Genomic DNA, 24,224 nt, shown 5'->3' with positions numbered 1-24,224 from the left:
GGTCAGTTTTGTGCCCCATCCGTGCTGGAGATGGTCCCCACCATTCGGGTCCACATTTCCGGGAACTCCGGCATGGTCTTGGACGTGGTGGCGATGTCTTCCACTTGGACGCCTTCCACGGCGAGGCCCAGGATGGCGCCGGCAGTGGCCATGCGGTGGTCGGCATAGCTGTGGACCACTCCGGCGTGCAGAGCCGCGGGGCGGATGATGAGGCCATCGGCGGTCTCTTCGGCGTCACCGCCCAGGGAGTTGATTTCAGCAACGAGTGCCGCAAGCCGGTCCGTTTCATGGCCACGGAGATGGGCAATCCCCGTCAACCGCGAGGGGCCGGCAGCCAGAGCGCACAAGGCGGCAACGGTGGGCGCGAGTTCGCTGGTTTCGTCGAAGTCGGCGCCCTTGATGACCGTTCCGCCGGTCACGGTGAGGGTTCCGTCCTCCATGGTGACGCTGGCTCCCATGGTGGCCAGGATGGTCCGCCACATATCGCCAACCTGGGTGGTGCCTTCCGGCCAATTGGTGACCCGTACTGTGCCCTGTGTTGCCAAGGCTGCGGCCAGGAAGGGGCCGGCGTTGGAAAGGTCCTGCTCGATCCTCTGGTCAAAGGCGTGGATGGGCCCGGGGGAGACCCGCCAGTGGTTGGGTACGGAGTCGTCCACGGTGACGCCCACGCTGCGGAGGACCTCCACGGTCATGGTGATGTGGTCCAGGCTGGGCACAGGCTTGCCGACGTGCTCCAAGTGGAGGCCATCGGTAAAACGGGCGCCGACCAACAGCAGGGCGGACACAAACTGCGATGACGCGCTGGCATCGATCACTAAGTGGCCGCCCCGGACTTCGCCGGTGCCGTCCACCATGAAGGGAAGGGCCGACGGCGTCCTGCCGCCTTCGGCTGCCACGGAAACGCCGAGGGCGGTCAACGCCTCGATGATGGTGCCCATCGGCCTGTTGCGGGCGTGGGGGTCGCCGTCGAAGACGGTAGTTCCCTTGCGCAGGGCCGCCAGCGGAGGTACGAACCGCATGACCGTGCCGGCGAGGCCGCAGTCAATGGCTGTCCCGGCGCTTGGGGCGGCGGGATCCATCGGGGTGATCTCAAGGTCAGGGCCGTAGTCGCCGTCGCCGGGAACCTCCGTGACCGTGGCCCCCAACTGCCGCAAAGCCTGGATCATGAGTGCGGAATCACGGGAATGCAGCGGAGCCCGCAGCCGTGAGGGACCATCCGCCAAAGCCGCCAACACCAGGAAGCGGTTGGTCAACGACTTTGAACCAGGTACCGTCACCGTGGCATCCACGGGCCCTTTGGCGTAGGGCGCCGGCCAGAGAGGCAGCGCAGCGGCTTTGCTTGGTCCGGTATTTGCGGCGGTGGTCCCCGTCATGCTTCCTTATGCTCCAACTGCGTTGTCTACGGCCTTGCGTACTGCTTTGTCTGCCCGCTTGATCTGCTTGCCCGTCACCTTTTTGGCGTCGGCAGCCAAGTGCTCAGCGCGCCAGGCAATGCTGGGGCGTCCCTCGGTATCAACCGAGGCAAGAAGGACCCCGCCTGTCAGGGAAATATTCTTCAGCAACTGGGCCTTGCGTGCGCTCCGCCCTTCCTTGGTGCTGATATCCGCTGATCGCCATTCGACGTAGGAGTTCAACGCCGATGTGACAGCCAGCACCGTTGCGGCAAAACGGGTGAGCTTCCCAAGCCCGAGCAATGCGCCGGCCCCCAACTGGGCGCCTCCAAGGACGCGCGCGAGGGTCTTCTCATCGGCTTTGAAGGGCAGCGATTCCGAGGCCCGTCGAAGGACGGGCGAGAGCTGCTTGGCGGTATCGTCTGCGTTCCTGAGCTTGTCAAGGCCTGCGACGACGAAGCTGGACGCGAGCATGGGCCGCGCGAGAAAACGGATAACAGACATGTCTTGCCTCCTGGATGGCTTGCCACACTATGTCAATGGGTCTTGTGTTCAAGGGGTGCAGTCTGCTCTAGTCTTGCACCTTTGCGGAATATTTACCCACCGGCGGCCGTTGTGAACTAGTGGTGCGGTGGAGACCGGACTGCGGCACGGTGTTGCCGCCTTGGTGAACGGAGTTGATTTTTTGACTTTGGTTAAGGACCGTGTGGTTCTACCGGAGCGCGGGTACGGCACACAGCCGGATTCCCCGCAGCTGACAGTAGACTTGGCAACGATGAGCACCACGGAACCGGCCGCAGCGGCCATGTACCAGGCGGCCGGCGCGGAAGACGCAGTGGCCGCACCCGACGTCGATGTCGCTTCGGAGACTCCCGAGCAGCGGCGTGCGCGTTTCGAGCGCGACGCCATGCAGTATGTGGACCAGTTGTATTCGGCAGCCATGAGGATGGCACGAAACCCTTCGGATGCGGAGGATCTGGTTCAGGAGGCCTATACCAAGGCATTTTCGGCTTTCCACCAGTACAAGCCAGGGACCAACCTCAAAGCGTGGCTGTACCGCATCCTGACCAACACCTATATCAACCTCTACCGGAAGCGGCAGCGTGAGCCGCTGCAGTCCAACTCGGACACGATCGAGGACTGGCAGTTGGCCAAAGCTGAGTCGCATACTTCTGCGGGGTTGAGGTCTGCGGAAACTGAGGCGCTGGACCACTTGCCGGACTCCGACGTCAAGAACGCATTGCAATCCATCCCGGAGGAATTCCGGCTGGCTGTTTACTTCGCGGACGTCGAGGGCTACGCGTACAAGCAGATATCTGAAATTATGAACACTCCCATCGGCACGGTCATGTCACGGTTGCACCGCGGCAGGAAGATGCTGCGGGACATGCTGGCGGACTACGCCACCGAACGGGGCTTCAGGGCCCACACCGAAGACCAGGCCGCGGCCGGAAGCAACAATCAGGAGAAAGAGAAATGAGCGACTGCCAGGGATTGGGCGATTGCGACGATACGCGAATGCAGCGGATCTACGAATACCTCGACGGCGCGTTGACCCGCGAGGACCTCACTGAGATCAAGCAGCACCTGGACACCTGTGAGGAGTGCTCCGAGCAGTATGACCTCGAGTGCCTCATCCGTACCATGGTCAAACGGTCGTGCACCGAGTCAGCCCCGGAGAACCTTAAGAACTCGATTCTGGACAGGATTCACTCCATCAAGCCGGTAGAAGCCTGATCCCAGCGGACGCAAACGCCAAGGGCCCCGGAAACCGCATGGTTTCCGGGGCCCTCGCTCTTAAGCCTGTGACACTAAGCCGCTGGCTTAGGTGTTGGGACGCTTGCCGTGGTTCGCGCCGCCGCGCTTACGGTCACGACGCTTACGTGCACGCTTGCTCATAGCTGGCCTCCTTCAATGATTGATACTCAATAGAGCTGCCCTCCAGTTTCGCACATCCGGGTGCCGGGTCGCGAACCGGGAACGTTGTTGCGCCGGAAGAAGCCAACTCCACGTCAATTGCGCAGCGAGTTCCTGATCGAGATGCGCGCCTGGTCCAGTACCGTACGCACTGTTTCCAGTGCCAAAGGCGTCAGCGGTTGTGAGGCACCGTGCAGGCGCAGCTCCACCCGGATATCGTCCCTGAACGACTGGACCATGAGCTCGGCTTCCTTCACCAGGCGCTGGCCCTCAGGGGTGTAGCCGCCGGGCCGGCTCCGGAAAGGTGCTGAGGTTGCGGTGGTGCGGGCCGCTTCAGCAGTGGCCGCAAGGTCCGCCCGCAGGCCCCGCATATTGGTGCGGATATCTTCGCGCAAGTTGTCGGCGAGCCGCCTGACGGAGGCGGAAATGGTGTTTTCGACGTCGGCCAACTCGTCCCTGCGGCCATCAAGTTCGGCGAGGCCCGCGTCGGTGATGAAGTATTTGGTGCGGCGGCCCTCGGTCTCGGTGGCTACCAAGCCCTCTTCCTCCAGCTTGCCCAGGCGCGGATAGATGGTCCCTGCGCTGGGGGAGTACGTCCCGCCAAACCGGTCGCCTAAGGCCTTGATCAATTCATAGCCGTGCTTGGGGCCTGCTTCGAGCAACGCCAACAGGTACAGGCGCAGGGCTCCGTGTGCAAAGACGGGAGGCATCAGAGGCCCGCTTCCCCGGGGATCGGGTGGTTGTTGTCCTGTGCCGGTGCTGACCCGTGCATGATGTAGGTCTTGCCGGAGACCGTGTTGGTGCGCACCAGCATGAGCTTTTCGTCCGGGCCTACAATCGTGTGCACGTTGCTGCCGGGTTGGGCATACATCTGGTCGTCGATCACTACGGTTCCGCTGGCTGACTTGGCCACAATGTCCAGGCCGACGTCGTGGGGAAGCCTGATGGTCAGGTCGCCGGAGACGGAGTTCGCCCCGAGGTCGTTGGTATAGTCCTGGAGATCGAAGCTGAGGTCACCGCTGACAGTGCTGGCCCGGACGTTCTTGAACTTGCCCGAAGCGGTCACTTCGCCTGAGACGCTCTTGGCGGTCAGGACGCCGTCGTGGTTCCTGACGATGACCTCGCCGCTGACGGTGTTCACGTGCAACTCGCCGCTGGTTCCATCTGCCATAACGGAGCCTGAGACGGTGTTCAGGCGTGTCCGTCCGCTGATTCCGGACACCAGTCCGTCGCCGCTGACCGTTCCCGCCTCGACATCCACACCGGGCGGAAGGGCGATGCCGACAACCACTGAGTTGGTACTGGTGTTGTTGACGGTGCCCATCAGGTTGCGAAACCACCCTTGCGGCCCTTGCAGTTGGTGACGGACTTCCAAACGGCCGTCCACGAGCGTTACCGTGAGGGGGTCGCCGGTGATTTCGCTGATTTCAACGCGGACAGAAGGCTGGTCGTGGGTCATAACGTCAAAGCGGCCCTTGACGATTCCCAGTTTCAGAGAGCGGACATCGTCCACATCAATGGTTTGAGGGCCGGTGACGGTCCATAGTTCCTCAGACATAATCCCTCCAAATTGCGATATATCGCGTTTGATAAAATCACGATATATCGCGAATAGCCTGGAGGCAATGGTCTGCTGTCGTGGCTACTCCGGTTGAGCGATGTTAAGCCATTGGAACCAGCCGCGGTGCAGGACGAGCCACGCAATCAATCCGTAGCCGGCCTGGCCCGGTGTTCCCCCATTGGCTGCAAGGTCCGTCCTCCACTGCTCATGATTGAGCAAGGGAGAGAACGTGTCAACGTAGTGGTGGTTGCGCCGCGTGGTGACATCGGCGAAAGCTGTGTTGAGTTCCGCGAGCCGTTTGTTTCGTGCCGGGTCCAGCGTAGGCGGGGGTCCCACCACGAAGACCTCCACGCTGCTGTGCGAGGCTCCGTCGAGGATGTTGGCCAGGTTCAATCGACTGCGCGCCGTGGACAGGCCGAACTCGAGGTCGCGGCCCGAAAGTCCGATCACCAGGCGGTTCTCGTGGGTGTCGCTGAAGCGCCTTCCGGCTTCATCCTGCCACCGGGCGGCCAAGCCCTCAGTGCCTTCCATGGGGCAGGGGAGCGGGAAACTCTCCACTACGACGGCGTCCTGGGGCGTTCGGGCCAGGACTCGTCCGAGCCAGCCCAAGGCGCGGGGATCCCCCAGGCCCGCGAGCAGTTCATCTCCTACAGCTGCGATACGCAGCTTCCTGTCTTCCACGGTTACCTCTTCACACTCGTTACGGTCCTTGCACGGTTTGCCGGATCATCGGCCGGTTCCGGAACCGGATACCTGTCCCATTAAACAGAACTGCCCGGCCTGAGGGGCGCATTCACTCCTCAGACCGGGCAGTTTCGCTTTACTTGCGTTCGAACGCCTGCTTGATCAGGGCATCCTGCTCAGCGGCGTGGCGCTTCATGGAACCGGCAGCCGTGGAGGCCGAGGCCGGACGCGAGACCAAGCGGAGCTTGCGGTCCAGGTCCGGTGCCAGGTTCAGGCCCATGAACGGCCACGGACCCTGGTTGGCAGGTTCGTCCTGTGCCCAAACGATGTCGGCGTTCGGGTACTTGGCCAATTCTGCGTCAATCTCAGCCTTGGGCAGCGGGTAAAGCTGCTCAACGCGGATGATGGCAGTGGAGGTATCGCCGGACTTCTGCCGGTTGGACAGGAGGTCGTAGTACAACCGGCCCGAGACCAGGATGACGCGGTCCACGTTGGCCGGCTGAACCTCGGGATCGGCAATGACCGGCCGGAAGCCACCCGTAGTGAAGTCTTCGACGGCAGATGCGGCGCCCTTGAGGCGGAGCAGCTGTTTCGGCGTGAAGATGATCAACGGCTTGCGCGGACGGCTGTAGGCCTGGCGACGCAACAGGTGGAAGTGCGAGGCAGCGGTGGTGGGGTTGGCCACGATCATGTTGTCCTCGGCGCACATCTGCAGGAAACGCTCAATGCGTGCAGAGGAGTGGTCCGGACCCTGGCCTTCATATCCATGCGGAAGCATGAGCACCAGCGATGAGCGCTGGCCCCACTTCTGTTCAGCCGAGGAAATGAACTCGTCAATGATGGTCTGGGCGCCGTTGACGAAGTCACCGAACTGCGCTTCCCACAGGACCAGGGCATCAGGGCGCTCCACCGAGTAGCCGTATTCGAAGCCCATGGCTGCGTATTCGGACAGCAGGGAGTCGTAGATCCACAGCTTGGCCTGGTCATCGGAAAGGTTGCCCAGCGGCAGCCACTCGTTGCCGTTGGCGCGGTCGTGGAAGACGGCGTGACGCTGCACGAACGTACCGCGGCGGGAGTCCTGTCCGGCCAACCGGACCGGCACGCCCTCCATGATCAGCGAGCCAAAGGCCGCGATCTCGCCGAAGCCCCAGTCGATGCCGCCTTCACGGGACATCTGCTCACGCTTCTCCAGCAGCTGCTTCAGCTTGGAGTGGACCGTGAAGCCATCCGGAATTTCCAGGTGGGCCTTGCCGATGCGGGCAAGGGTGTCAGCGGAAATGGCGGTGGACGCCGGGGAGTTGGTCCCGAAGTCGGCCTGCTGAGCGATGGGACGCTCGATGTCCGAGACAGCTGCGGAATCCGCCGTGATGATCGGAATCGGCGAGGTCTGCGCTGCGTGTGTCTCAGCGAAGACACGCTCCAGGCGCTCCTGGTAGTCGCGGAGCAACTGCTCTGCTTCTTCCTCGGTGATATCACCACGGCCGATGAGCGACTCGGTGTACAGCTTGCGGACGGAGCGCTTGGCTTCGATCAGGTTGTACATGAGCGGCTGCGTCATCGAGGGGTCGTCGCCCTCGTTGTGGCCGCGACGGCGGTAGCAGACCATGTCGATGACAACGTCCTTGTGGAAACGCTGACGGAACTCGTAGGCCAGTTGGGCAACACGCACCACGGCCTCGGGGTCGTCGCCGTTCACGTGGAAGACCGGTGCCTGGATCATCTTGGCAACGTCCGTGGAGTACGTGGACGAGCGCGATGACGACGGCGCCGTGGTGAAGCCAACCTGGTTGTTGACGATCACGTGGATGGTGCCGCCGGTGCGGTAACCACGCAGCTGCGAGAGGTTGAGGGTTTCAGCCACAACACCCTGGCCGGCGAATGCGGCGTCACCGTGGACCATGATGGGCAGGACGGGGAACGACTCGCCCTGATCCAGCCTGTCCTGCTTGGCGCGGACAATGCCTTCGAGGACGGAGTCCACAGCTTCGAGGTGGGACGGGTTGGCGGCGAGGTAGACCTTGGTCTGCTTGCCGTTGTCCGAGGTGAAGGTGCCTTCCGTGCCGAGGTGGTACTTGACGTCACCGGAGCCCTGCACGGAGCGGGGGTCCTGGGTGCCTTCGAATTCGCGGAAGACCTGTGCGTAGGTCTTGCCGGCGATGTTGGTCAGCACGTTGAGGCGGCCGCGGTGGGCCATGCCGATGGCAACCTCGTCCAGGCCGTCGTCGGCAGCGTCCGAGATCACGGCGTCGAGCAACGGAATCAGCGACTCGCCACCCTCCAGGGAGAAGCGCTTCTGACCAACGAACTTGGTCTGCAGGAACGTTTCGAAAGCTTCTGCTGCGTTGAGCTTGGAAACGATGCGCAGCTGCTCTTCACGGCTCGGCTTGGAGTAGGGGTGCTCCAGCTGGTCCTGGAACCACTTGCGTTCTGCAGGTTCCTGGATGTGCATGTACTCGATGCCCGTGGTGCGGCAGTAGGCGTCACGCAGGACCCCGAGGATGTCGCGGAACTTGAGCTGCGGCTTGCCGCCGAACCCGCCGGTGGGCCATTCGCGGTCCAGGTCCCACAGCGTGAGGCCGTAGGTGAGGACGTCAAGGTCCGGGTGCTTGCGCTGGACGTACTCCAGGGGATCGGTGTCCGCCATCAGGTGACCGCGGACGCGGTAGGAGTGGATCAGCTGCTGGATGCGGGCAACCTTGTTGATCTCGTCGGCAGGATCCACCTGGAGGTCCGGGCTCCAGCGGACGGGTTCGTAGGGAATACGCAGGGCTTCAAAGATCTCGTCATAGAAGTTCTGCGCACCGAGCAGGAGCTGGTGGACAAGCTTGAGGAACTCGCCGCTGCCGGCGCCCTGGATGACACGGTGGTCATAGGTGGACGTCAGCGTGAGGATCTTGCTGATGGCGTTCTGGGCGATAATCTTCTCGCTGGCGCCCTGGAACTCCGCGGGGTAGTCAAGGGCACCGACGCCGATGATGGCGGCCTGGCCCTTGGAGAGGCGTGGCACGGAGTGCACGGTGCCGATGCCACCGGGGTTGGTCAAGGAGACCGTGGTGCCGGCGTGGTCGTCTGCCGTCAGCTTGCCGTTACGGGCGCGCTTGATCAGGTCCTCATAGGTGTGCCAGAACTCAGCGAAGTCCATGGTCTCGGCCTTCTTGATGTTGGGAACCATCAGGAGGCGGGTGCCATCGGGCTTGGGCATGTCAATGGCGATGCCGAAGTTGACGTGTGCGGGCTGCACAGCACTGGGCTTGCCGTCGATTTCGTCGTAGTAGACGTTCATCGACGGGAACTGGGACAACGCCCGGACAACGGCGTAGCCGATGAGATGCGTAAAGGAGACCTTGCCACCGCGGGCACGGGCAAGGTTGGAGTTGATGACCACCCGGTTGTCGATGAGCAGCTTGGCGGGAACTGCGCGGACACTCGTGGCGGTAGGTACTTCAAGGCTCGTCACCATGTTGGTGGCGATGGCCTTGGCCGGACCCCGGAGGACGGAAACGACATCTTCCTCAGGTGCCGTCGGCGCCTTGGTGCTCTTGGGCAGCTGGGCAGGAATGGGCTGTGCCGTGGTTCCGGCTGCGGGCTTCTTTGCTCCGTCCCGGGCAACGGTGGCCGGTGCTTTTTTCGCCGGGGCGGGTGCCGCCGGTGCAGCCGGTTCCGCGGCAGCGGCAGGAGCGGCCGGCGCCGGTGCCGGAGCCGCTGCAGCCGGGGCTACCACGGGAAGTACTTGGGTGGGTGGATTGGCAGCTGAAGGAGCTGCGGAGTTTCCGTTGGAAGAAGTGCCGTCAGCAGAAGCAAAGGATTCAAAGAGCGGCCACCACTTGGTGTCGACCGAATTCTTGTCCTGTTGGTACCGCTCGTACAGTTCGTCAACGAGCCACTCGTTTCCGCCAAATTCCTCTGGTAGACGGTGGCTGGGCTGCTCTGGCACTTGAAATACGCCTCTTCCATGAGTGTTGTTTTCCCGCTGGCCAAAGTTGCTTTTCCGCAACGATGGGACAGGGTCCGGGTCCCGCGAACTCAGACCCCTGACAGTCTAGTTAGGATCGTTGGTTAACTGCCAATAGTGGTGACCTAAATCATGTTGCGGCTGACTTAGTAGGGTGACACTCCTTTTTTGTCGCGGAGCCAGGCCTGCTGTTGGAGGTGCCCGGCGGCTGGACTGTAGACTGAAAGTCTTATGGACAGTAAATCTAGGTGCCGGCCTGGGAACTGTCGGGGGAGCCAATCTGGCAACTCCGCACAGCGTGCCCGTCGAGCCGGCAATACCCGTTCACATGCCCATCACGCGCCGGCGCCCACAGCCGGTGGTTCTCCGGACCATGCGTCCGTGGGACCCGACCAGCCTCCGCCGGGGCGAATCCCCCCGCTGAAGGCGCCCTCCCCACTGCACGCGCCCACTCATGGAGTGATGCGCTAAGTGGAATGGATTCTTCTCCTCGCCGGCTTTGCCTTGATCCTGGGTACCGGCTTCTTTGTAGCAGTTGAGTTTTCCCTGGTTGCGTTGGACCAAGCCAGCGTTCAGCGTGCGGTTGATAACGGCGATCATGGTGCTGCGCCGCTGCTGAAGTGCCTCAAATCGCTGTCCACGCAGCTTTCCAGTTGCCAGCTCGGGATCACCCTGACCACGCTGCTGACCGGCTTCGTCATGGAACCGTCCTTGGGGCAACTTCTTGGGGGTCCGCTTGCGTCCCTGGGGCTTGGTCCGGAGGCAGCGCATTCAGTGGCCTTGATCCTGGCGATGGCTGTCGCCACCCTCTTGTCGATGTTGATCGGCGAACTGGTTCCCAAGAACATGGCCATCGCCCTTGCGTTCCCTTTGGGTAAGCGCCTTGCCCGCCCGCAGCTGATGTTCACGGCCGTTTTCAAGCCGGCCATCGTGGTTCTTAACGGGTTCTCGAACAAGGTGCTGAATCTGTTCGGCCTTGAAGCCAAGGAAGAGATCTCCGGGGCAAGGACCCCCGCAGAGCTGGCCTCCTTGGTGAGGCGCTCCGCTGAGCTGGGGACTTTGGACGCCGGGACCGCCAACTTTGTTGCCCGCACCCTGAACTTCTCCGGGCGTACGGCGGCAGATGTCATGACACCGCGCATCCGCATGGAAACCATCGACGCCGACCAGCCTGTGTCCGACATCCTCGACGCCGCACGGCGCACCGGATATTCACGTTTCCCTGTTATTGGTGATTCCACGGACGATATCCGCGGCGTGGTGCACGTCAAGAAAGCCGTGGCTGTCCCGGCAGAGCGCCGGGCCAAGCTTGAGGCCGGTGCGATCATGACCGATGTCCTGCAGGTTCCCGAAACCATCCACCTGGATGCACTGCTGTCCGAATTGCGCGAGGGTAACCTGCAGTTGGCCGTTGTACTGGACGAGTACGGCGGAACCGCAGGAATCACCACCCTGGAAGACCTGGTGGAAGAGATCGTCGGTGAGGTCGCTGACGAGCACGATAAGGTCCGCCCCGGAGTGCTGCAGAGCGCGTCCGGCGATTGGTACTTCCCGGGGCTCTTGCGGCCGGATGAGGTTTCCGAGCAGATACCCAACCTCACAGTGCCCGACGAGTCCGCGTATGAGACTGTGGGCGGCTATGTCATGAGCCAGCTTGGTCGTATTGCCAGGACGGGAGACGTGGTGGACACGGGCGGCGGGACGCTCACGGTGACCAGGATGGATGGCCGAAGGATAGACCGGATCTGTTTCCATCATGTGGAGTCGGATGAGTCCACTCCGGAGAGCGCAGAGAATCCGCGTCATGAAGCGGGGGCCGTATGAGCGACTGGGTAGGAATTGTCTGGCTCGTTGTTCTCCTGATCGGCAACGCCTTCTTCGTCGGTGCCGAGTTTGCCGTCATGTCTGCACGCCGCAGCCAGATCGAGCCCTTGGCCGAAGCCGGATCAAAGCGCGCGCAGACAACACTGCGCGCCATGGAAAACGTGTCGTTGATGCTTGCCTGTGCACAACTGGGCATCACCGTCTGTTCCCTGTTGATCCTTCAGGTTGCCGAACCGGCCATCCACCACTTGTTGGCCGAGCCCCTTGAGCTGGTGGGCGTTCCGGTTGAACTGGCGGACATCATCGCCTTTGCGATCGCCTTGCTGTTCGTCACGTTCCTGCATGTCACCTTCGGCGAGATGGTTCCGAAGAACATCTCGGTTTCCGTAGCCGACAAGGCCGCACTGTTGTTGGCCCCGCCGTTGATGTTCATTGCACGCCTGGTGAACCCCATCATCTGGACCCTGAACTGGCTGGCCAACCACATCCTGCGGCTGATGAAGATTGAGCCTAAGGACGAGGTGTCCTCCTCGTTCACCCTGGAGGAAGTGCAGTCGATCGTCCAGGAGTCCACACGCCATGGTTTGGTGGACGACGAAACTGGCTTGTTGAGCGGTGCACTGGAGTTCTCGGAGCATACGGCTTCGCACATCATGGTTCCCTTGGACAAATTGGTGGTGCTTAAGACTGCCTCTACTCCGGTGGACCTGGAAAAGGCGGTCAGCCGCACGGGATTCTCCCGTTTCCCCATGGTGGACGACGACGGCGAACTCGCCGGATACCTGCACGTGAAGGACATCCTGTCCATCCCGGACGAGGGCCGGCGGCATCCCATCGCCGAGGGGCGCATCCGTTCCTTTGCAAACCTTGCGCCGGACGACGAAATCGAGCAGGCCATGTCCGTCATGCAGCGGACGGGATCGCACCTGGCCCGTGTCATCGGCGCCGACGGAGAGACCCAGGGTGTCCTCTTCCTGGAGGACGTCATTGAACAGTTGGTTGGTGAGATCCGCGACGCCACCCAGGCGACCGGTATCCGCCGCTATGGAGATCAACAGGTCAAGTAGCACCACGGAAAAGGCCGGCGCCGATCGTACCCCGATCGGCGCCGGCTGGCTCTAAATAGGAATCATTCCCATTTAGAGTTACACTTGAATCTGCCAGTAATTGTGTTTGATTCTCATTTTGAGTAGATCCGAGGTTCTCGTGCGTCGTTCCGCCGCCCGCCTGTCCATGGCCGCTTCCGCAGCCCTTGCCGCCCTGTTTCTCTCTTCCTGCGCGGGGACAGCAGGGGCAAGCGATTCATCGTCGCTAGGTGCCATTGAAGTAGTCACCTCGACGAATGTCTACGGGGATGTTGTGAAGGCCATTGGCGGGGACAAAGTCAACGTGAACGCCATCATCACCAAGACCAGCCAGGACCCGCACTCCTATGAGGCAAGTGCCCAGGACAAGCTGGTCATCTCCAAGGCCAAGCTCGTGGTGGAGAACGGCGGAGGCTATGACGAGTTCCTCCACAAAATTGCTGATGAGACCAAAGTCGGCCATGAAAACATGATCAGCGCCGTGGAAATCTCCGGGCTCGCCCCGGAAGAAGAAGCCCACAGCGGGGAATCCCACAGCGAAGAAGGCCACACCCACAACCACGGCGAGTTCAATGAGCACGTCTGGTACAGCTTGGACACCATGGGCAAGCTCGCCGATGCAGTTGCTGCCAAGCTCGGCAGCCTGGATGCGGGATCGGCCGCGACCTTCACAGCCAATGCCGAAGCCTTCAAAACCAAACTCGCCGACCTCACCGGAAAGCTCGCCGCCGTCAAGGCCGCAAACGACCATGCGCCGGTAGCTGTCACCGAGCCCGTGCCCCTGTACCTCCTTGAAGCTGCCGGCCTGGAAAACAAGACTCCGGAGGCTTACAGCGCTGCCATTGAAGAGGAAACAGATGTCCCGGCCGCGGTATTGAAGGAAACCACGGACCTGGTCTCTGCCAAATCCGTGCGGTTCCTGGCGTACAACGAGCAGACCGAAGGACCGCAGACTGAATCCGTCAAGCGGGCCGCGGAAGCTGCGGGCGTGCCAGTGGTGAACTTCACCGAGACGCTGCCCGATGGCAAGGATTACCTCCAGTGGATGTCCGACAACGTGGAATCGGTCTCCTCCGCACTCAAGAAGTAGCATTTCCCGACACCCGCTATGCGGTGAAGGGCCCTGCCAACGTCCTAAGATATTCAGGATGGCTGCGGGGCCTTTTGCCTGCCACCAGCACGGCCGCGAATGCCAGCGGCACCACTGACTGCGTTCCCAGCGACGCATGGATCGAGGACAACTTTTGACACCGGTAGTGAGCCTCCGCGGAGCGAGCCTTCAGTTCGGCAAGAGGGCGCTCTGGCGGGATCTCGACCTCGACATCAATCCCGGCGAGTTCTTCGCTGTGCTGGGTCCCAACGGCAGCGGCAAGACCAGCTTCCTGAAGGTTCTCCTTGGGCTGCAGGAACTGCATTCAGGGACTGTCTCCCTGGGCGGCCATCCGGTGGAACGAGGCAGCAAGCGGATCGGCTACATCCCGCAGCAAAAGTCGTTTGCTCCAGACACACCCCTGCGCGCACGGGACCTGGTGGGCTTGGGAATCGACGGGCACAGGTGGGGCATGCGGTTCTCGGCCGGTAAGGTCAACCCGAGGATAGATGAATTACTCGAGCTGGTGGGGGCTTCCGACTATGCGAAGGTGCCCGTGGGGCAACTCTCCGGGGGTGAGCAGCAACGGCTCAGGGTGGCACAAGCACTGGCCACGGAGCCGCAGGTGCTGCTGTGCGACGAGCCGCTCCTTTCCCTGGATCTGCACCACCAGCAGGGCGTCAGCTCGCTGATCAACAAGCAATGCCACGAGCGGAACAGTGCAGTGGTTTTCGTGACCCACGAGATCAACCCGGTGATCGACTATGTTGACCGGGTCCTCTACCTTGCCGGCGGCCAGTTCCGTGTGGGAACGCCCCAGGAAGTCATGACCACGGAAGTCCTTTCGGAGCTGTACAACAGCCATGTGGAGGTCATCCACGCCAACGGAAGGATCGTCGTCGTCGGTCTCCCTGACGCAACCACGCACTTCCATGACGATGCCCATGCAACCGCCGGGGAGGAGTTCTAGATGGACCTCGACACGATTCTGCAGACCATTTTCAACTTCGAGAACTACGGCGAGTTGCTGGTCCTCGTCCAGAACTCCATTTGGGCTGGAGCCGTACTGGGTCTGCTGGGCGGGTTGGTGGGCACGTTCGTGATGAAGCGGGACCTGGCTTTCGCTGTCCACGGCATTTCGGAATTGTCCTTCGCCGGAGCTGCGTTTGCCTTGCTGATCGGTGCGGACATCATCTTTGGCTCCTTGGTCGGCTCAGTGGCGGCCGCTGTGCTGCTGGGCTTCATGGGCGTCCGGGCGCGGGACAAGAACTCGATCATCGGTGTCATCATGCCGTTCGGCCTGGGGCTGGGCATCCTTTTCCTGGCCCTCTATGAGGGCCGCGCGGCCAACAAGTTCGGACTGCTCACCGGTCAGATTGTTTCCGTGGACACCGTGCAGCTGCAGGTTCTTGCAGGAACTGCAGTGGTGGTGATGATCGCCTTGGCGGCAATCTGGCGGCCGCTGAGCTTTGCCAGCGTAGACCCCGAAATGGCGGAAGCCAGGGGGGTTCCTGTTCGCGGCCTGGCCATTGGCTTCATGGTGCTGCTGGGTGTCAGTGTGGCGCTGTCCATCCAGATCGTTGGCGCCCTGCTGGTCCTCGCGTTGCTGATTACGCCGGCAGCAGCTGCGCTTCGGGTGACCACCTCACCCAGGTTGGTGGTAGTACTGAGCGTGGTTTTCGCGATGACGGCTACCGTTGGCGGAATCCTGCTGGCACTCGGCAGCCGGATTCCCATCAGCCCGTACGTCACCACGCTGTCGTTCCTGATCTACGTGGTGTGCAGGGTGATCGGACGGGTCAGGGCCAACAGGGGCCTCAACGGACGGGTGTCGCGGGACCAGCCGGCAGGCGCCCTCTAGAGAGTCCCGGCTGCCTTCTTGGCAGTGCACTCAGGGCACAGGCCGAAGATTTCCACGGTGTGGGCCACTTCAGTAAAGCCATGTTCCGCAGCCGTCCGTGCTGCCCAGGTCTCGACGGCGGGTGCCTCCACTTCAACTGCCTTGCCGCAGTTGCGGCACAGCAGGTGGTGGTGGTGGCCGGTGACGTTGCAGCGTCGGTAAACCGCTTCGCCTTCACCGTTGCGGAGGACATCAATGAGTCCGTCGTCGGCCAACGACTGAAGGATGCGGTATGCAGTGGCCAGGGACACTGAAATGCCCTTGTTTTGCAGCAGGCGGTACAGCTCCTGGGTGCTGACGAAGTCATCCAATTCGTCCAGTGCGGCGCTGACGGCCAAGCGCTGCTTGGTAACGCGCTGCTCCTTGACGCCGCTGGTGGCCGGCGCCGAGGGGCCGGTCGTGGCGGAATTGGTGCCGTGTGGCATTGAAGGACTCACTTCCCTGGGGATGCTGGCAAACCCCAATTTTACCAGCAGGGCAGGCTTGGAAACTCTCAGCCGGTGGTCCTAGGCTTTGGTCATGTTGCTCACCAAATACACCCACGCCTGTGTCCGGTTGGAGAAGGACGGGAACGTTCTGGTCATCGATCCCGGGACCTTCTCCGAGTCCGGGGAAGCGTTGACCGGCGCCCACGCCGTCCTTATTACGCACGAGCACAATGACCATTTTGACCGGCCCGCCCTGGTGTCCGCGCTCCGGAGCAACGCAGGACTTGAGGTCCATGCTCCAGCCGGGGTTGCCGCAGCCCTGCGTGAGGAATCCGACGTCGCAGTCCGCGTCCACACGGCTGAGCCGGGCTCCGGTTTCGACGCCGCAGGGTTCAGCGTGCGCACGTTCGGCGGCCAGCATGCAGTGATCCACGCCCAGATCCCGGTGGTGGCCAACATCGGGTACCTGATCGATGACAACGTGTTTCACCCTGGGGACTCTTTCGTGGTCCCGGACGGAATTGACGTCAAGACCCTCCTGGTGCCCATCCATGCTCCATGGTCCAAGGTGGGGGAGGTTGTCGATTTTGTCATCTCGGTCCGTGCTCCCCGGGCGTTCCCGGTGCACGACGCCCTGCTTAACGAACTGGGGCGGGGCATTGTTGAAGGCCACGTGACCCGTATCGGTGCCCGCTACGGGACCAGCTACCGGCGTCTTGCCCTACGCGACTCTGTAGAGGTCTAGCCGGTCCACACCCCTGTGCGGTGGAACCGCTCCAGTACTGCCTCGTGCGGTGCGGGGTCCAGTCCCTTCGCCGCAAGCCATCCGGCGTCGTAGTAGCTGCCCTCGTAGCGGTCCCCACCGTCACACATCAGCGACACGATGCTGCCCCGTCGACCCTCGGCGACCATCCCGGCCACCAACTGCCACACGCCCCACAGGTTGGTCCCCGTGGAGGGACCGGCATGCAGGCCCGTGAGTTTCCGGAGGTGGCGCATGGCTGCCACCGAGGCGGCGTCCGGCACTTGGATCATGTGGTCGATAACCGCGGGCACGAAACTCGGCTCGGATCGTGGCCGGCCAATGCCTTCGATCCTGGATGGCTGGCCCGTTGCCGTGGCGGCGTCTCCGTCGCGCCATGCGGGGTAGAAGGCCGAGTTTTCCGGGTCCACCACGGCGAGGCGGGTGGAGTAGCGGTTGTACCGAAGATAGCGGCCTATGGTGGCGCTGGTACCGCCGGTGCCCGCTCCCACGACGATCCACTCCGGGACAGGGTGTTCCTCAAGCGCGAGTTGGTCGAAAATCGACTCGGCGATGTTGTTGTTGCCGCGCCAGTCCGTGGCGCGTTCTGCGTGCGTGAATTGGTCCATGTAGTAGCCGCCGGAGGTTTTCGCGGTCTCTTCGGCCACCGCGTACACCTCGGAGGCGTGGTCCACCAGCAGGCACGCACCGCCGAATTCCTCGATGAGGGCGATCTTTTCCGGGCTGGTGGTTTTTGTCATCACCGCGATGAAAGGCAGTCCGATGAGCCGGGCAAAATAGGCCTCGGAGACTGCCGTGCTGCCGCTCGAGGCCTCAACAATGGTGGTGCCCTCGGTGATCCAGCCGTTGACCAATCCGTAGAGGAACAAGGACCGGGCAAGACGGTGCTTGAGGCTGCCGGAGCGGTGCGTTGATTCGTCCTTCAGGTACAGCTGGACGCCCCAATGGTCCGGGAGGGGGACTGCATAAAGGTGCGTGTCCGCTGATCGGTTGTTCTCGGCCTCGATTTTGCGGATGGCCTCGCTGGCCCATGCCCTGTCCTGAATGCACGAATTGCTCACCGGATAAGCCTAGGCTGGAAATCGGGCGCCGGCAGCAACGGAGCCCGTGCCGCAGGAATGAAGGAGAAAAGATGTCCACGCTGATAAGTCCCCCCGAACTGCGCTATCGCCTCGATTCAGGGGAGCGGACCGTGCTTCTGGATGTCCGCTGGGTGCTCGGCCGGACGGACGGGCACAGCGAGTACCTGGCCGGGCACCTGCCCGGCGCCGTGTTCGTGGACCTCCCCACAGAGCTTGCCGACCATGCGCAGCCAGGCCGTGGCCGGCATCCGTTGCCATCGACCGAACAGTTCCAGGATGCCGCGCGGCAATGGGGCATCAACGACGGCGATACCGTGGTTGCTTACGACAACAGCGGAAGCATGGCCGCGGCCCGCGTTTGGTGGATGCTGCGAAATGCGGGCTTGGAATCTGTCTACCTGCTCGACGGCGGCCTCGCCGCCTGGCGCGCCGGCGGTCACCCGGAGGAGACAGGTGAGGCAAGGCCCGTGGCCGGAAGTGTTTCCCTCGGCGAAGGACGCCTGCCGGTCATCAACGAAGCCGAGGCCGCGCAGTGGCACCGGAGCGGAGTCCTGCTCGATGCCCGGGCGGGGGAGCGCTACCGGGGCGAAGTAGAGCCGATTGATCCGCGGGCAGGGCACATCCCCGGCGCCGTGAGCGCCCCCACCACAGGGAACCTCGCACCCGACGGAACATTCCTGCCGGCCCAAGAGCTCCGCCGTCGTTTCGAAGCATTGGGCGTGGATGGCTCGTCCCCTGTGGCGGTCTATTGCGGATCCGGCGTCACAGCGAGCCATGAAATCGTGGCACTGCACATCGCCGGATACAAAGCCGCCCTGTACCCGGGATCCTTCTCGCAGTGGTCCAACAACCCCGGCAACCCGGTGGCCGTGGGCAGTGAGCCGTTGAAGGAAGGCTCCGGGGACGGCGTGGGGCCGAGTGGCAGAAGCACAGCTGCCGGGAGTAGCGTCGGAGCATGACTCCAGGACGCCCCGTTCCCCCGCCCCTTGCCAAACCCATCACCCTGGACACCGGTGACACCGGAAGCACCACCCTGGCTGCTGCGTACGGTGCCACGTCCCCGGACAGCGGCTTGGTGCCCCTGACCCTTGCGAGGAGGGCACCCACCGCAGATGACGTAGAGATCGCGATTGAGTTTTGCGGACTGTGCCACTCCGACGTCCATGCGACGCGCGGAGAATGGCGGGTTCCTCCATACCCTCTGGTTCCCGGCCATGAAATTGTGGGCCGGGTAACCCGCGTGGGCTCCGACGTAAAGGAGTTCACGCCGGGCGACTACGTCGGCGTCGGCTGTCTGGTGGACTCCTGCCGTGAATGCGAGAGCTGCCTTGACGGCCTGGAGCAATACTGCGAGCGGGGCAACATCGGTACCTATGGGGCCGCAGACCCCCGGCACGGTGACGCCATCACCCAAGGCGGCTACTCGACGTCGGTAGTGGTGGACCGTCGCTTCGTGCTGCGTGTTCCCGAAGCCCTTGATCCGGCAGCGGCAGCCCCTTTGCTGTGTGCCGGGATCACCACATACTCTCCGCTGCGGTATTTCGATGTGGAAGAAGGCGACGCCGTGGGCGTGGTGGGCTTGGGTGGCCTGGGACATATGGCTGTGAAGATTGCCAAGGCCATGGGGGCGGAAGTGACAGTTTTTACCACCTCTGAATCCAAGTTTGACGCTGCCCGGGAGCTGGGCGCCGACCACGTGGTCCTGTCCAAGGATGCCGATGCCATGGAAGCGGCCAACAGGAGCATCGACGTCATTATTGACACTGTTGCTGCACCGCACGATCTCAACCCCTACTTCCGCACGCTTCGCCTGGACGGGGCGCTCTTCCAGCTGGGCCTTCCCGCGGATGAGATGCCTCCGGTCAGCCCCGGACTGCTCATCCGCCGCCGGCTCGCCTATGCAGGCTCGTTGATTGGCGGCATCGAGGAAACTCAGGAAATGCTGGACTTCTGTGCGGAACACGGTGTTGCCAGCGACATCGAAATGGTACGGGCCGACCAGCTGAACGAGGCCTACGACCGCATGGTGGCCGGTGATGTGAAGTACCGTTTCGTGCTGGACACCTCAACACTCCAGGACCCATCCGAAAGGGCAGACGCATGAGCACACTGTTCACCAAGATCATCAACGGGGAGATTCCGGGCCGCTTCGTCTGGAAGGACGCCGAAGTGGTGGCTTTCCTGACTATTGCACCGCTGACGCAAGGGCACACGCTGGTGGTGCCGCGTGAAGAAGTTGATTCATGGACCCACGCGCGTCCCGAGCTGCTGGCCAAGGTCATGGATGTTGCGCAAAGCATCGGAAAGGTCCAGGAGGACCTGTTTGACGCCAAAAGAGTAGGCGTTCTGATGGAAGGCTTTGAGGTGGACCACTTGCATGTCCACGTGTGGCCGGCTTATTCCACTGCAGACTTCGAGATCCACAACGTGGACCACAATCCGGATCCCGCCATCATGGATGCCACGGCCGTGAAGCTTCGTGCTGCCTTGCGTTCGGCCGGGCATGGGGATGCCGTCCCGCAGGACTGAGACCTTCGACAAAGTTAACCCGGCGGTGCTGAATCAGCGCCGCCGGGTTTTTGACCGATGCTAGGCCGGGGCGAGCGCCTGGTTCAGCACCGTACGGATGCGTTTCTCCGAGACTGAGTAGGCGGTTCCGAGTTCTACGGCGAAGAGGCTGACCCGCAGTTCTTCGATCATCCAGCGCACCCGGGTTAACTCAGTGCCTGCGCGTCGTCCGGGCAGAAGGGCGGACACCGCATCGTCATAGTCATCCTCCAGCGCTTGCACGATCGCCATGTTCAAGCTGTCCCGCTGCACGTTGCCGGGGAGCTTTTCGAGCCGCTTTTCGATCGCCTGCAAGTATCGCGGCAACTGGCTGAGCTGTGCGTAGCCCGTCTGTGCCACAAAGCCAGGAAAGACCAACTGCTCCAGCTGGGACTTCATGTCGTTGAGGGCGCTGATCAGCGGCAGGCTGGCGTTGGACTTCAGCGCCTTTTGGATGCGCCGCGTACTTGCCAGAACGCGTTCGACGACGGCAGTCACCGTAAACACGGTGTCGATCAATTCCGCACGGACTACTTCATACAACGCATCGAAGGACTTCCTGTCCCACGGCAGGTCCTGGGGCGTCAGTTTGTCGATGGCGGCCAGGGCGCAGTCCGCGATCAGGGCACTGACAGATCCGTGCGGATTCTGGCTGAAGGTCAGCTTTTCCATATTGCTGAGATGCTCCAGCACGTAGCGGTCAGGAGGCGGAATCCGCAGTGCCAGAAGCCTGATGACGCCGCCACGCATGGCGGCCTCCTGTTCGGCCTTGGTCTGGAAGACCCGAAGGGCCACGGACTTGCCTTCATCGACCACCGCCGGGAAGCCGGTGACGGCGTGGCCCTTGACGGTACGTGTTACCTGCCGTTCCACGGTGCCGAAGTCCCACTCAGTGATTCCGCTGCGTTCGGCTACTACGCCGTCGGGATTGCCGGTGGACGAAGCCTTGGCCGCAGCCCCTTGACCGTTCACCAGGGCAGAGGCTCCCGCTCCCTTACCGGCCTTGGCCGGTGCCGTGGTGGCTGGGGTGGCGCCGAGCGATTCGGCGATGGCGCGGCGAGTGGCGGGGGCAAGCTTTTCCTGGAGTTCAGCGAGGTCCTTGCCTTCGTCCAGGATTTTGCCCTTGCTGTCCACCACCTTGAAACTCACGCGCAGGTGCGGCGGTACGGCATTCCAGTTCCAGGAACCGGGCGGTATGACGTGTCCGCGGAGCCGGCGGAGCACCAGTTCCAAGGAAGGCTCCAGCTCATCGGTTGCGGGGTCGAAGTCCGTTTCCAGTGCCGCGGTTGCCTGCCGGGCCACATCCGGGGCCGGGACGAAGTTCTTCCGCACCTGTTTGGGCAGCGACTTGATCAGGGCAGTGACAAGCTCTACCCGCTGGCCCGGAATCTGCCAACGGAACGGGGCGTCGTCCAGCTGGTTGAGGAACAACACGGGAACCTCGGCAGTGACGCCGTCCGATGGGTCGGGCGCCGACCCTGGCGCCACGGGATGGAACTCGTAGCTCAAGGGGAGCTCGAAGCCCTTGTGCACCCAGGTCTTCGGATAGGCGGAGTCGTCCAAGCCATCTGCATCTTCGCTCATCAGCAGGGATTGGTCGAAGTCCAACAGCGTGGGATCGGCCTGACGGGCGTCCTTCCACCACTTATCAAAGTGCCTCTCGGAGACCACTTCCTTGCCCACGCGTGCGTCGTAGAACTCGAAGAGCGTTTGGTCGTCCACCAGGATGTCGCGGCGCCGCATGCGGGTCTCGAGCTCTTCGATTTCCTGGAGCAGGGCACGGTTGCGGTGGAAGAACTTGTGATGGGTCTTCCACTCGCCCTCCACCAGCGCGTGCCGGATAAACAGTTCGCGGGAGAGCTCCGGATCAACCCGTCCGTAGTTGACCCTGCGGTTGGGAATGATCGGGACGCCGTAAAGGGTGACCTTCTCGTGGGCCATGACGGCGCCTTGCCGTGAGGACCAGTGAGGTTCGCTGTAGGACCGCTTCACCAGGTCGGGAGCTACCTGTTCAGCCCACAGGGGATCGAACTTGGCGGCGACCCTGGCCCACAGGCGGCTGGTTTCCACCAGTTCCGCTGCCATGACAAAAGCCGGAGACTTCTTGAACAAGGCCGAACCGGGGAAGATGGCGAAGCGGCTGCCACGCGCACCGGCGTATTCGCGCTTGCGCTCATCGAGGAGCCCAATGTGGCTCAGCAACCCCGAGAGCAGGCTGATGTGGATGCCCTCGTAGTTGCCCACAGGATCGGCTTCACGCTTGTTGTCCAGCGCGATGCCCAGTGGCTTGGCCAGCTGCCGGAGCTGGGTGAAGAGGTCCTGCCACTCGCGGACCCGCAGATAGTTGATGAACTCGTTGCGGCAGAGCTTGCGGAACTGGGTGGAGGACAGCTCGCGTTGCTTTTCCTGGATGTAGTTCCACAGGTTGAGGAAGCCCGTAAAATCCGAGATCTCATCGCGGAAGCGTGCGTGCTTTTCCGAGGCCAGCTGCTGCTTGTCCGTCGGCCTTTCGCGGGGGTCCTGGATGGTGAGCGCAGCGGCCAGGATCATGACTTCGCGGACGCAGCCACGCTTGCCTGCCTCAACGATCATGCGGCCAAGCCGGGGATCAACGGGCAGTTGGGCCAGTTTCTGTCCCACGGCGGTGAGGCCGCTGCCGCCGCGGCCACCGGCTCCTGCGTCTCCTGACTTGGGCGAACTCAAGGCACCGAGTTCGCGCAGGAGCGTCACGCCGTCGTTGATTGCCCTGGAATCCGGTGGCTCCACAAAGGGGAAGTTCTCCACGTCCTTGGGACTGCGGGCAACGCCCATGGCGGTCATCTGAAGGATGACCGCGGCGAGGTTGGTTCGAAGGATTTCCGGGTCCGTAAACAGCGGACGCGACTCAAAGTCCTCCTCTGAGTACAAACGGATGGCGATGCCTTCGGACACGCGCCCGCAACGGCCTGAGCGTTGGTTGGCCGACGCTTGGGAGACGCGCTCGATCGGCAGGCGCTGGACTTTGGTCCGGTGGGAGTAGCGCGAAATACGTGCGGTGCCGGTGTCGATCACGTACTTGATGCCCGGGACGGTCAGCGACGTCTCAGCAACGTTGGTAGCCAGGATGATGCGCCGTTTGCCCCCCGGATTGAAGACCCGGTGCTGCTCCTGCAGGCTCAGCCGCGCAAAAAGCGGCAGTACTTCGGTCCCGGCGAGGCGGCGGTTGCTCTGGATGCGGCCGTTAATGGCCTCGGCGGCGTCGCGGATTTCGCGTTCACCGGAGAAGAAGATCAGGATGTCGCCGGGAGCTTCCTTGGCGAGCTCGTCCACTGCGTCGCACACCGCATCCAGGGGATCCCGGTCTTCTTCGAGTTCATCGTCAGAGGTGTCCTCATCCCCACCGGCAGGCTGGGACAGCGGCCGGTAGCGGATCTCCACCGGATACGTCCGGCCGGAAACTTCAATGATGGGCGCTGGGGCTTCCTCACTCCCGAAGTGCTTGGCAAAGCGCTGGGGATCGATGGTGGCCGAGGTGATGATGATCTTGAGGTCCGGGCGCTGGGGGAGGATGCGCTTGATGTAACCCAGGATGAAGTCGATGTTGAGGCTGCGCTCATGGGCTTCGTCGATGATGATGGTGCTGTATTTGCGCAGCAGCTTGTCCCTTTGGATCTCCGCGAGGAGGATGCCGTCGGTCATCAGCTTGATCTTGGTTGACGCACTGACCTCACCGGTGAAGCGGACCTGGAAGCCCACCTCCTGGCCGATCTCAACGTCCAGTTCCGAGGCAATGCGTTCTGCGACAGTACGGGCTGCCAGGCGGCGCGGCTGGGTATGCCCGATCAGGCCCTTGTCTCCAAGGCCAAGTTCGAGGCACATCTTGGGGATCTGGGTGGTCTTACCGGAACCGGTCTCGCCGGCGATGATGGTCACCTGGTTTGCGGCAATGGCCGCCATCAGATCCTCGCGGCGCTCGGATACGGGCAGCTCAGCGGGGTAGGAAATATGAAGTGTCATGGCT

The 24,224-nt window shown here is 62.6% G+C and carries 20 protein-coding genes; 11 read left to right on the top strand and 9 right to left on the bottom strand.

Features of this window, described 5'->3' with window-relative positions; genetic code table 11:
* Positions 1–2: 2 nt before the first annotated feature.
* Together aroA and QEH68_RS13465 are read right to left on the bottom strand one after the other, a co-directional pair.
* Positions 3–1,373 (bottom strand): 3-phosphoshikimate 1-carboxyvinyltransferase, encoded by a 1,371-nt coding sequence (gene aroA / locus QEH68_RS13470; protein ID WP_280623110.1) that lies wholly within the window; start codon positions 1,371–1,373, stop codon positions 3–5.
* Between the two features lie 6 nt (positions 1,374–1,379).
* Positions 1,380–1,895 carry a DoxX family membrane protein gene (locus QEH68_RS13465; protein ID WP_207593935.1) on the bottom strand — a complete coding sequence of 172 codons (516 nt, stop codon included), beginning with the start codon at positions 1,893–1,895 and terminating at the stop codon, positions 1,380–1,382.
* Positions 1,896–2,166: 271 nt separating this feature from the next.
* On the opposite strand from QEH68_RS13465, the gene QEH68_RS13460 reads away from it, so the two are divergent.
* Both QEH68_RS13460 and rsrA read left to right on the top strand, forming a co-directional pair.
* Positions 2,167–2,871 carry a sigma-70 family RNA polymerase sigma factor gene (locus tag QEH68_RS13460; RefSeq protein ID WP_269768455.1) on the top strand — a complete coding sequence of 235 codons (705 nt, stop codon included), beginning with the start codon at positions 2,167–2,169 and terminating at the stop codon, positions 2,869–2,871.
* Positions 2,868–3,128, top strand: coding sequence for a mycothiol system anti-sigma-R factor (gene rsrA, locus QEH68_RS13455; RefSeq protein ID WP_159707456.1), 261 nt, complete (start codon positions 2,868–2,870; stop codon positions 3,126–3,128). The genes QEH68_RS13460 and rsrA overlap by 4 nt, the downstream gene beginning before the upstream one ends.
* 275 nt (positions 3,129–3,403) lie before the next feature.
* On the opposite strand, the gene QEH68_RS13450 is transcribed toward rsrA, so the two are convergent.
* The 4 genes from QEH68_RS13450 to QEH68_RS13435 all read right to left on the bottom strand — a co-directional run bounded on the left by QEH68_RS13450 (position 3,404) and on the right by QEH68_RS13435 (position 9,487).
* Complete coding sequence (locus tag QEH68_RS13450) at positions 3,404–4,018, bottom strand: PadR family transcriptional regulator (protein ID WP_207593934.1); 615 nt, start codon at positions 4,016–4,018, stop codon at positions 3,404–3,406.
* Positions 4,018–4,866 carry a DUF4097 family beta strand repeat-containing protein gene (locus tag QEH68_RS13445; RefSeq protein WP_280623108.1) on the bottom strand — a complete coding sequence of 283 codons (849 nt, stop codon included), beginning with the start codon at positions 4,864–4,866 and terminating at the stop codon, positions 4,018–4,020. The genes QEH68_RS13450 and QEH68_RS13445 overlap by 1 nt, the downstream gene beginning before the upstream one ends.
* A gap of 84 nt (positions 4,867–4,950) precedes the next feature.
* On the bottom strand, positions 4,951–5,550 hold the full coding sequence (locus tag QEH68_RS13440; RefSeq protein ID WP_207593932.1) for a GDSL-type esterase/lipase family protein: 600 nt from the start codon (positions 5,548–5,550) through the stop codon (positions 4,951–4,953).
* A gap of 139 nt (positions 5,551–5,689) precedes the next feature.
* Positions 5,690–9,487 (bottom strand): multifunctional oxoglutarate decarboxylase/oxoglutarate dehydrogenase thiamine pyrophosphate-binding subunit/dihydrolipoyllysine-residue succinyltransferase subunit, encoded by a 3,798-nt coding sequence (locus QEH68_RS13435; protein ID WP_280623106.1) that lies wholly within the window; start codon positions 9,485–9,487, stop codon positions 5,690–5,692.
* A gap of 489 nt (positions 9,488–9,976) precedes the next feature.
* Here QEH68_RS13435 and QEH68_RS13430 point away from each other — a divergent pair, with 489 nt between their 5' ends.
* The 5 genes from QEH68_RS13430 to QEH68_RS13410 all read left to right on the top strand — a co-directional run bounded on the left by QEH68_RS13430 (position 9,977) and on the right by QEH68_RS13410 (position 15,365).
* Entirely contained in the window at positions 9,977–11,329 is a 1,353-nt protein-coding gene (locus QEH68_RS13430; RefSeq protein WP_207593930.1) for a hemolysin family protein, read from the top strand.
* Positions 11,326–12,396, top strand: coding sequence for a hemolysin family protein (locus tag QEH68_RS13425; protein WP_089595567.1), 1,071 nt, complete (start codon positions 11,326–11,328; stop codon positions 12,394–12,396). Before QEH68_RS13430 ends, QEH68_RS13425 begins: the two co-directional genes overlap by 4 nt.
* A gap of 139 nt (positions 12,397–12,535) precedes the next feature.
* Complete coding sequence (locus tag QEH68_RS13420; RefSeq protein ID WP_280623105.1) at positions 12,536–13,504, top strand: zinc ABC transporter substrate-binding protein; 969 nt, start codon at positions 12,536–12,538, stop codon at positions 13,502–13,504.
* A 154-nt stretch (positions 13,505–13,658) separates the two neighbouring features.
* Positions 13,659–14,474, top strand: coding sequence for a metal ABC transporter ATP-binding protein (locus QEH68_RS13415; RefSeq protein WP_280623104.1), 816 nt, complete (start codon positions 13,659–13,661; stop codon positions 14,472–14,474).
* The gene (locus QEH68_RS13410) at positions 14,475–15,365 is read left to right on the top strand and encodes a metal ABC transporter permease (protein ID WP_089595564.1); all 891 of its coding nucleotides are present in this window, start codon (positions 14,475–14,477) and stop codon (positions 15,363–15,365) included. It abuts the gene before it with no gap.
* Here the strand turns inward: QEH68_RS13410 and QEH68_RS13405 are convergent.
* Positions 15,362–15,829, bottom strand: a complete 468-nt coding sequence (locus QEH68_RS13405) for a Fur family transcriptional regulator (RefSeq protein ID WP_207593926.1) — start codon at positions 15,827–15,829, stop codon at positions 15,362–15,364. The two genes, QEH68_RS13410 and QEH68_RS13405, sit on opposite strands and share 4 nt — an antisense overlap.
* A gap of 94 nt (positions 15,830–15,923) precedes the next feature.
* On the opposite strand from QEH68_RS13405, the gene QEH68_RS13400 reads away from it, so the two are divergent.
* Positions 15,924–16,577 carry an MBL fold metallo-hydrolase gene (locus tag QEH68_RS13400; RefSeq protein ID WP_280623103.1) on the top strand — a complete coding sequence of 218 codons (654 nt, stop codon included), beginning with the start codon at positions 15,924–15,926 and terminating at the stop codon, positions 16,575–16,577.
* Here the strand turns inward: QEH68_RS13400 and QEH68_RS13395 are convergent.
* On the bottom strand, positions 16,574–17,656 hold the full coding sequence (locus QEH68_RS13395; protein ID WP_280623102.1) for a PLP-dependent cysteine synthase family protein: 1,083 nt from the start codon (positions 17,654–17,656) through the stop codon (positions 16,574–16,576). The genes QEH68_RS13400 and QEH68_RS13395 overlap by 4 nt on opposite strands.
* A gap of 71 nt (positions 17,657–17,727) precedes the next feature.
* Here QEH68_RS13395 and QEH68_RS13390 point away from each other — a divergent pair, with 71 nt between their 5' ends.
* Genes QEH68_RS13390 through QEH68_RS13380 form a run of 3 tightly spaced genes read left to right on the top strand, consistent with a single transcriptional unit; the run spans position 17,728 to position 20,206 of the window.
* Positions 17,728–18,636, top strand: a complete 909-nt coding sequence (locus QEH68_RS13390) for a sulfurtransferase (protein WP_280623101.1) — start codon at positions 17,728–17,730, stop codon at positions 18,634–18,636.
* Entirely contained in the window at positions 18,633–19,781 is a 1,149-nt protein-coding gene (locus QEH68_RS13385; protein ID WP_280623100.1) for an NAD(P)-dependent alcohol dehydrogenase, read from the top strand. The genes QEH68_RS13390 and QEH68_RS13385 overlap by 4 nt, the downstream gene beginning before the upstream one ends.
* Positions 19,778–20,206, top strand: coding sequence for an HIT family protein (locus QEH68_RS13380; protein WP_280623099.1), 429 nt, complete (start codon positions 19,778–19,780; stop codon positions 20,204–20,206). The genes QEH68_RS13385 and QEH68_RS13380 overlap by 4 nt, the downstream gene beginning before the upstream one ends.
* A gap of 60 nt (positions 20,207–20,266) precedes the next feature.
* On the opposite strand, the gene hrpA is transcribed toward QEH68_RS13380, so the two are convergent.
* Positions 20,267–24,220, bottom strand: coding sequence for an ATP-dependent RNA helicase HrpA (hrpA, locus tag QEH68_RS13375; RefSeq protein ID WP_280623098.1), 3,954 nt, complete (start codon positions 24,218–24,220; stop codon positions 20,267–20,269).
* Positions 24,221–24,224 lie beyond the last annotated feature (4 nt).

The organism is Paenarthrobacter sp. OM7 (assembly GCF_029873575.1).
GTDB lineage: Bacteria > Actinomycetota > Actinomycetes > Actinomycetales > Micrococcaceae > Arthrobacter.
The sequence above is the reverse complement of the archived record's forward strand: the minus strand, read 5'-3'. Positions and strand labels throughout refer to the sequence as shown.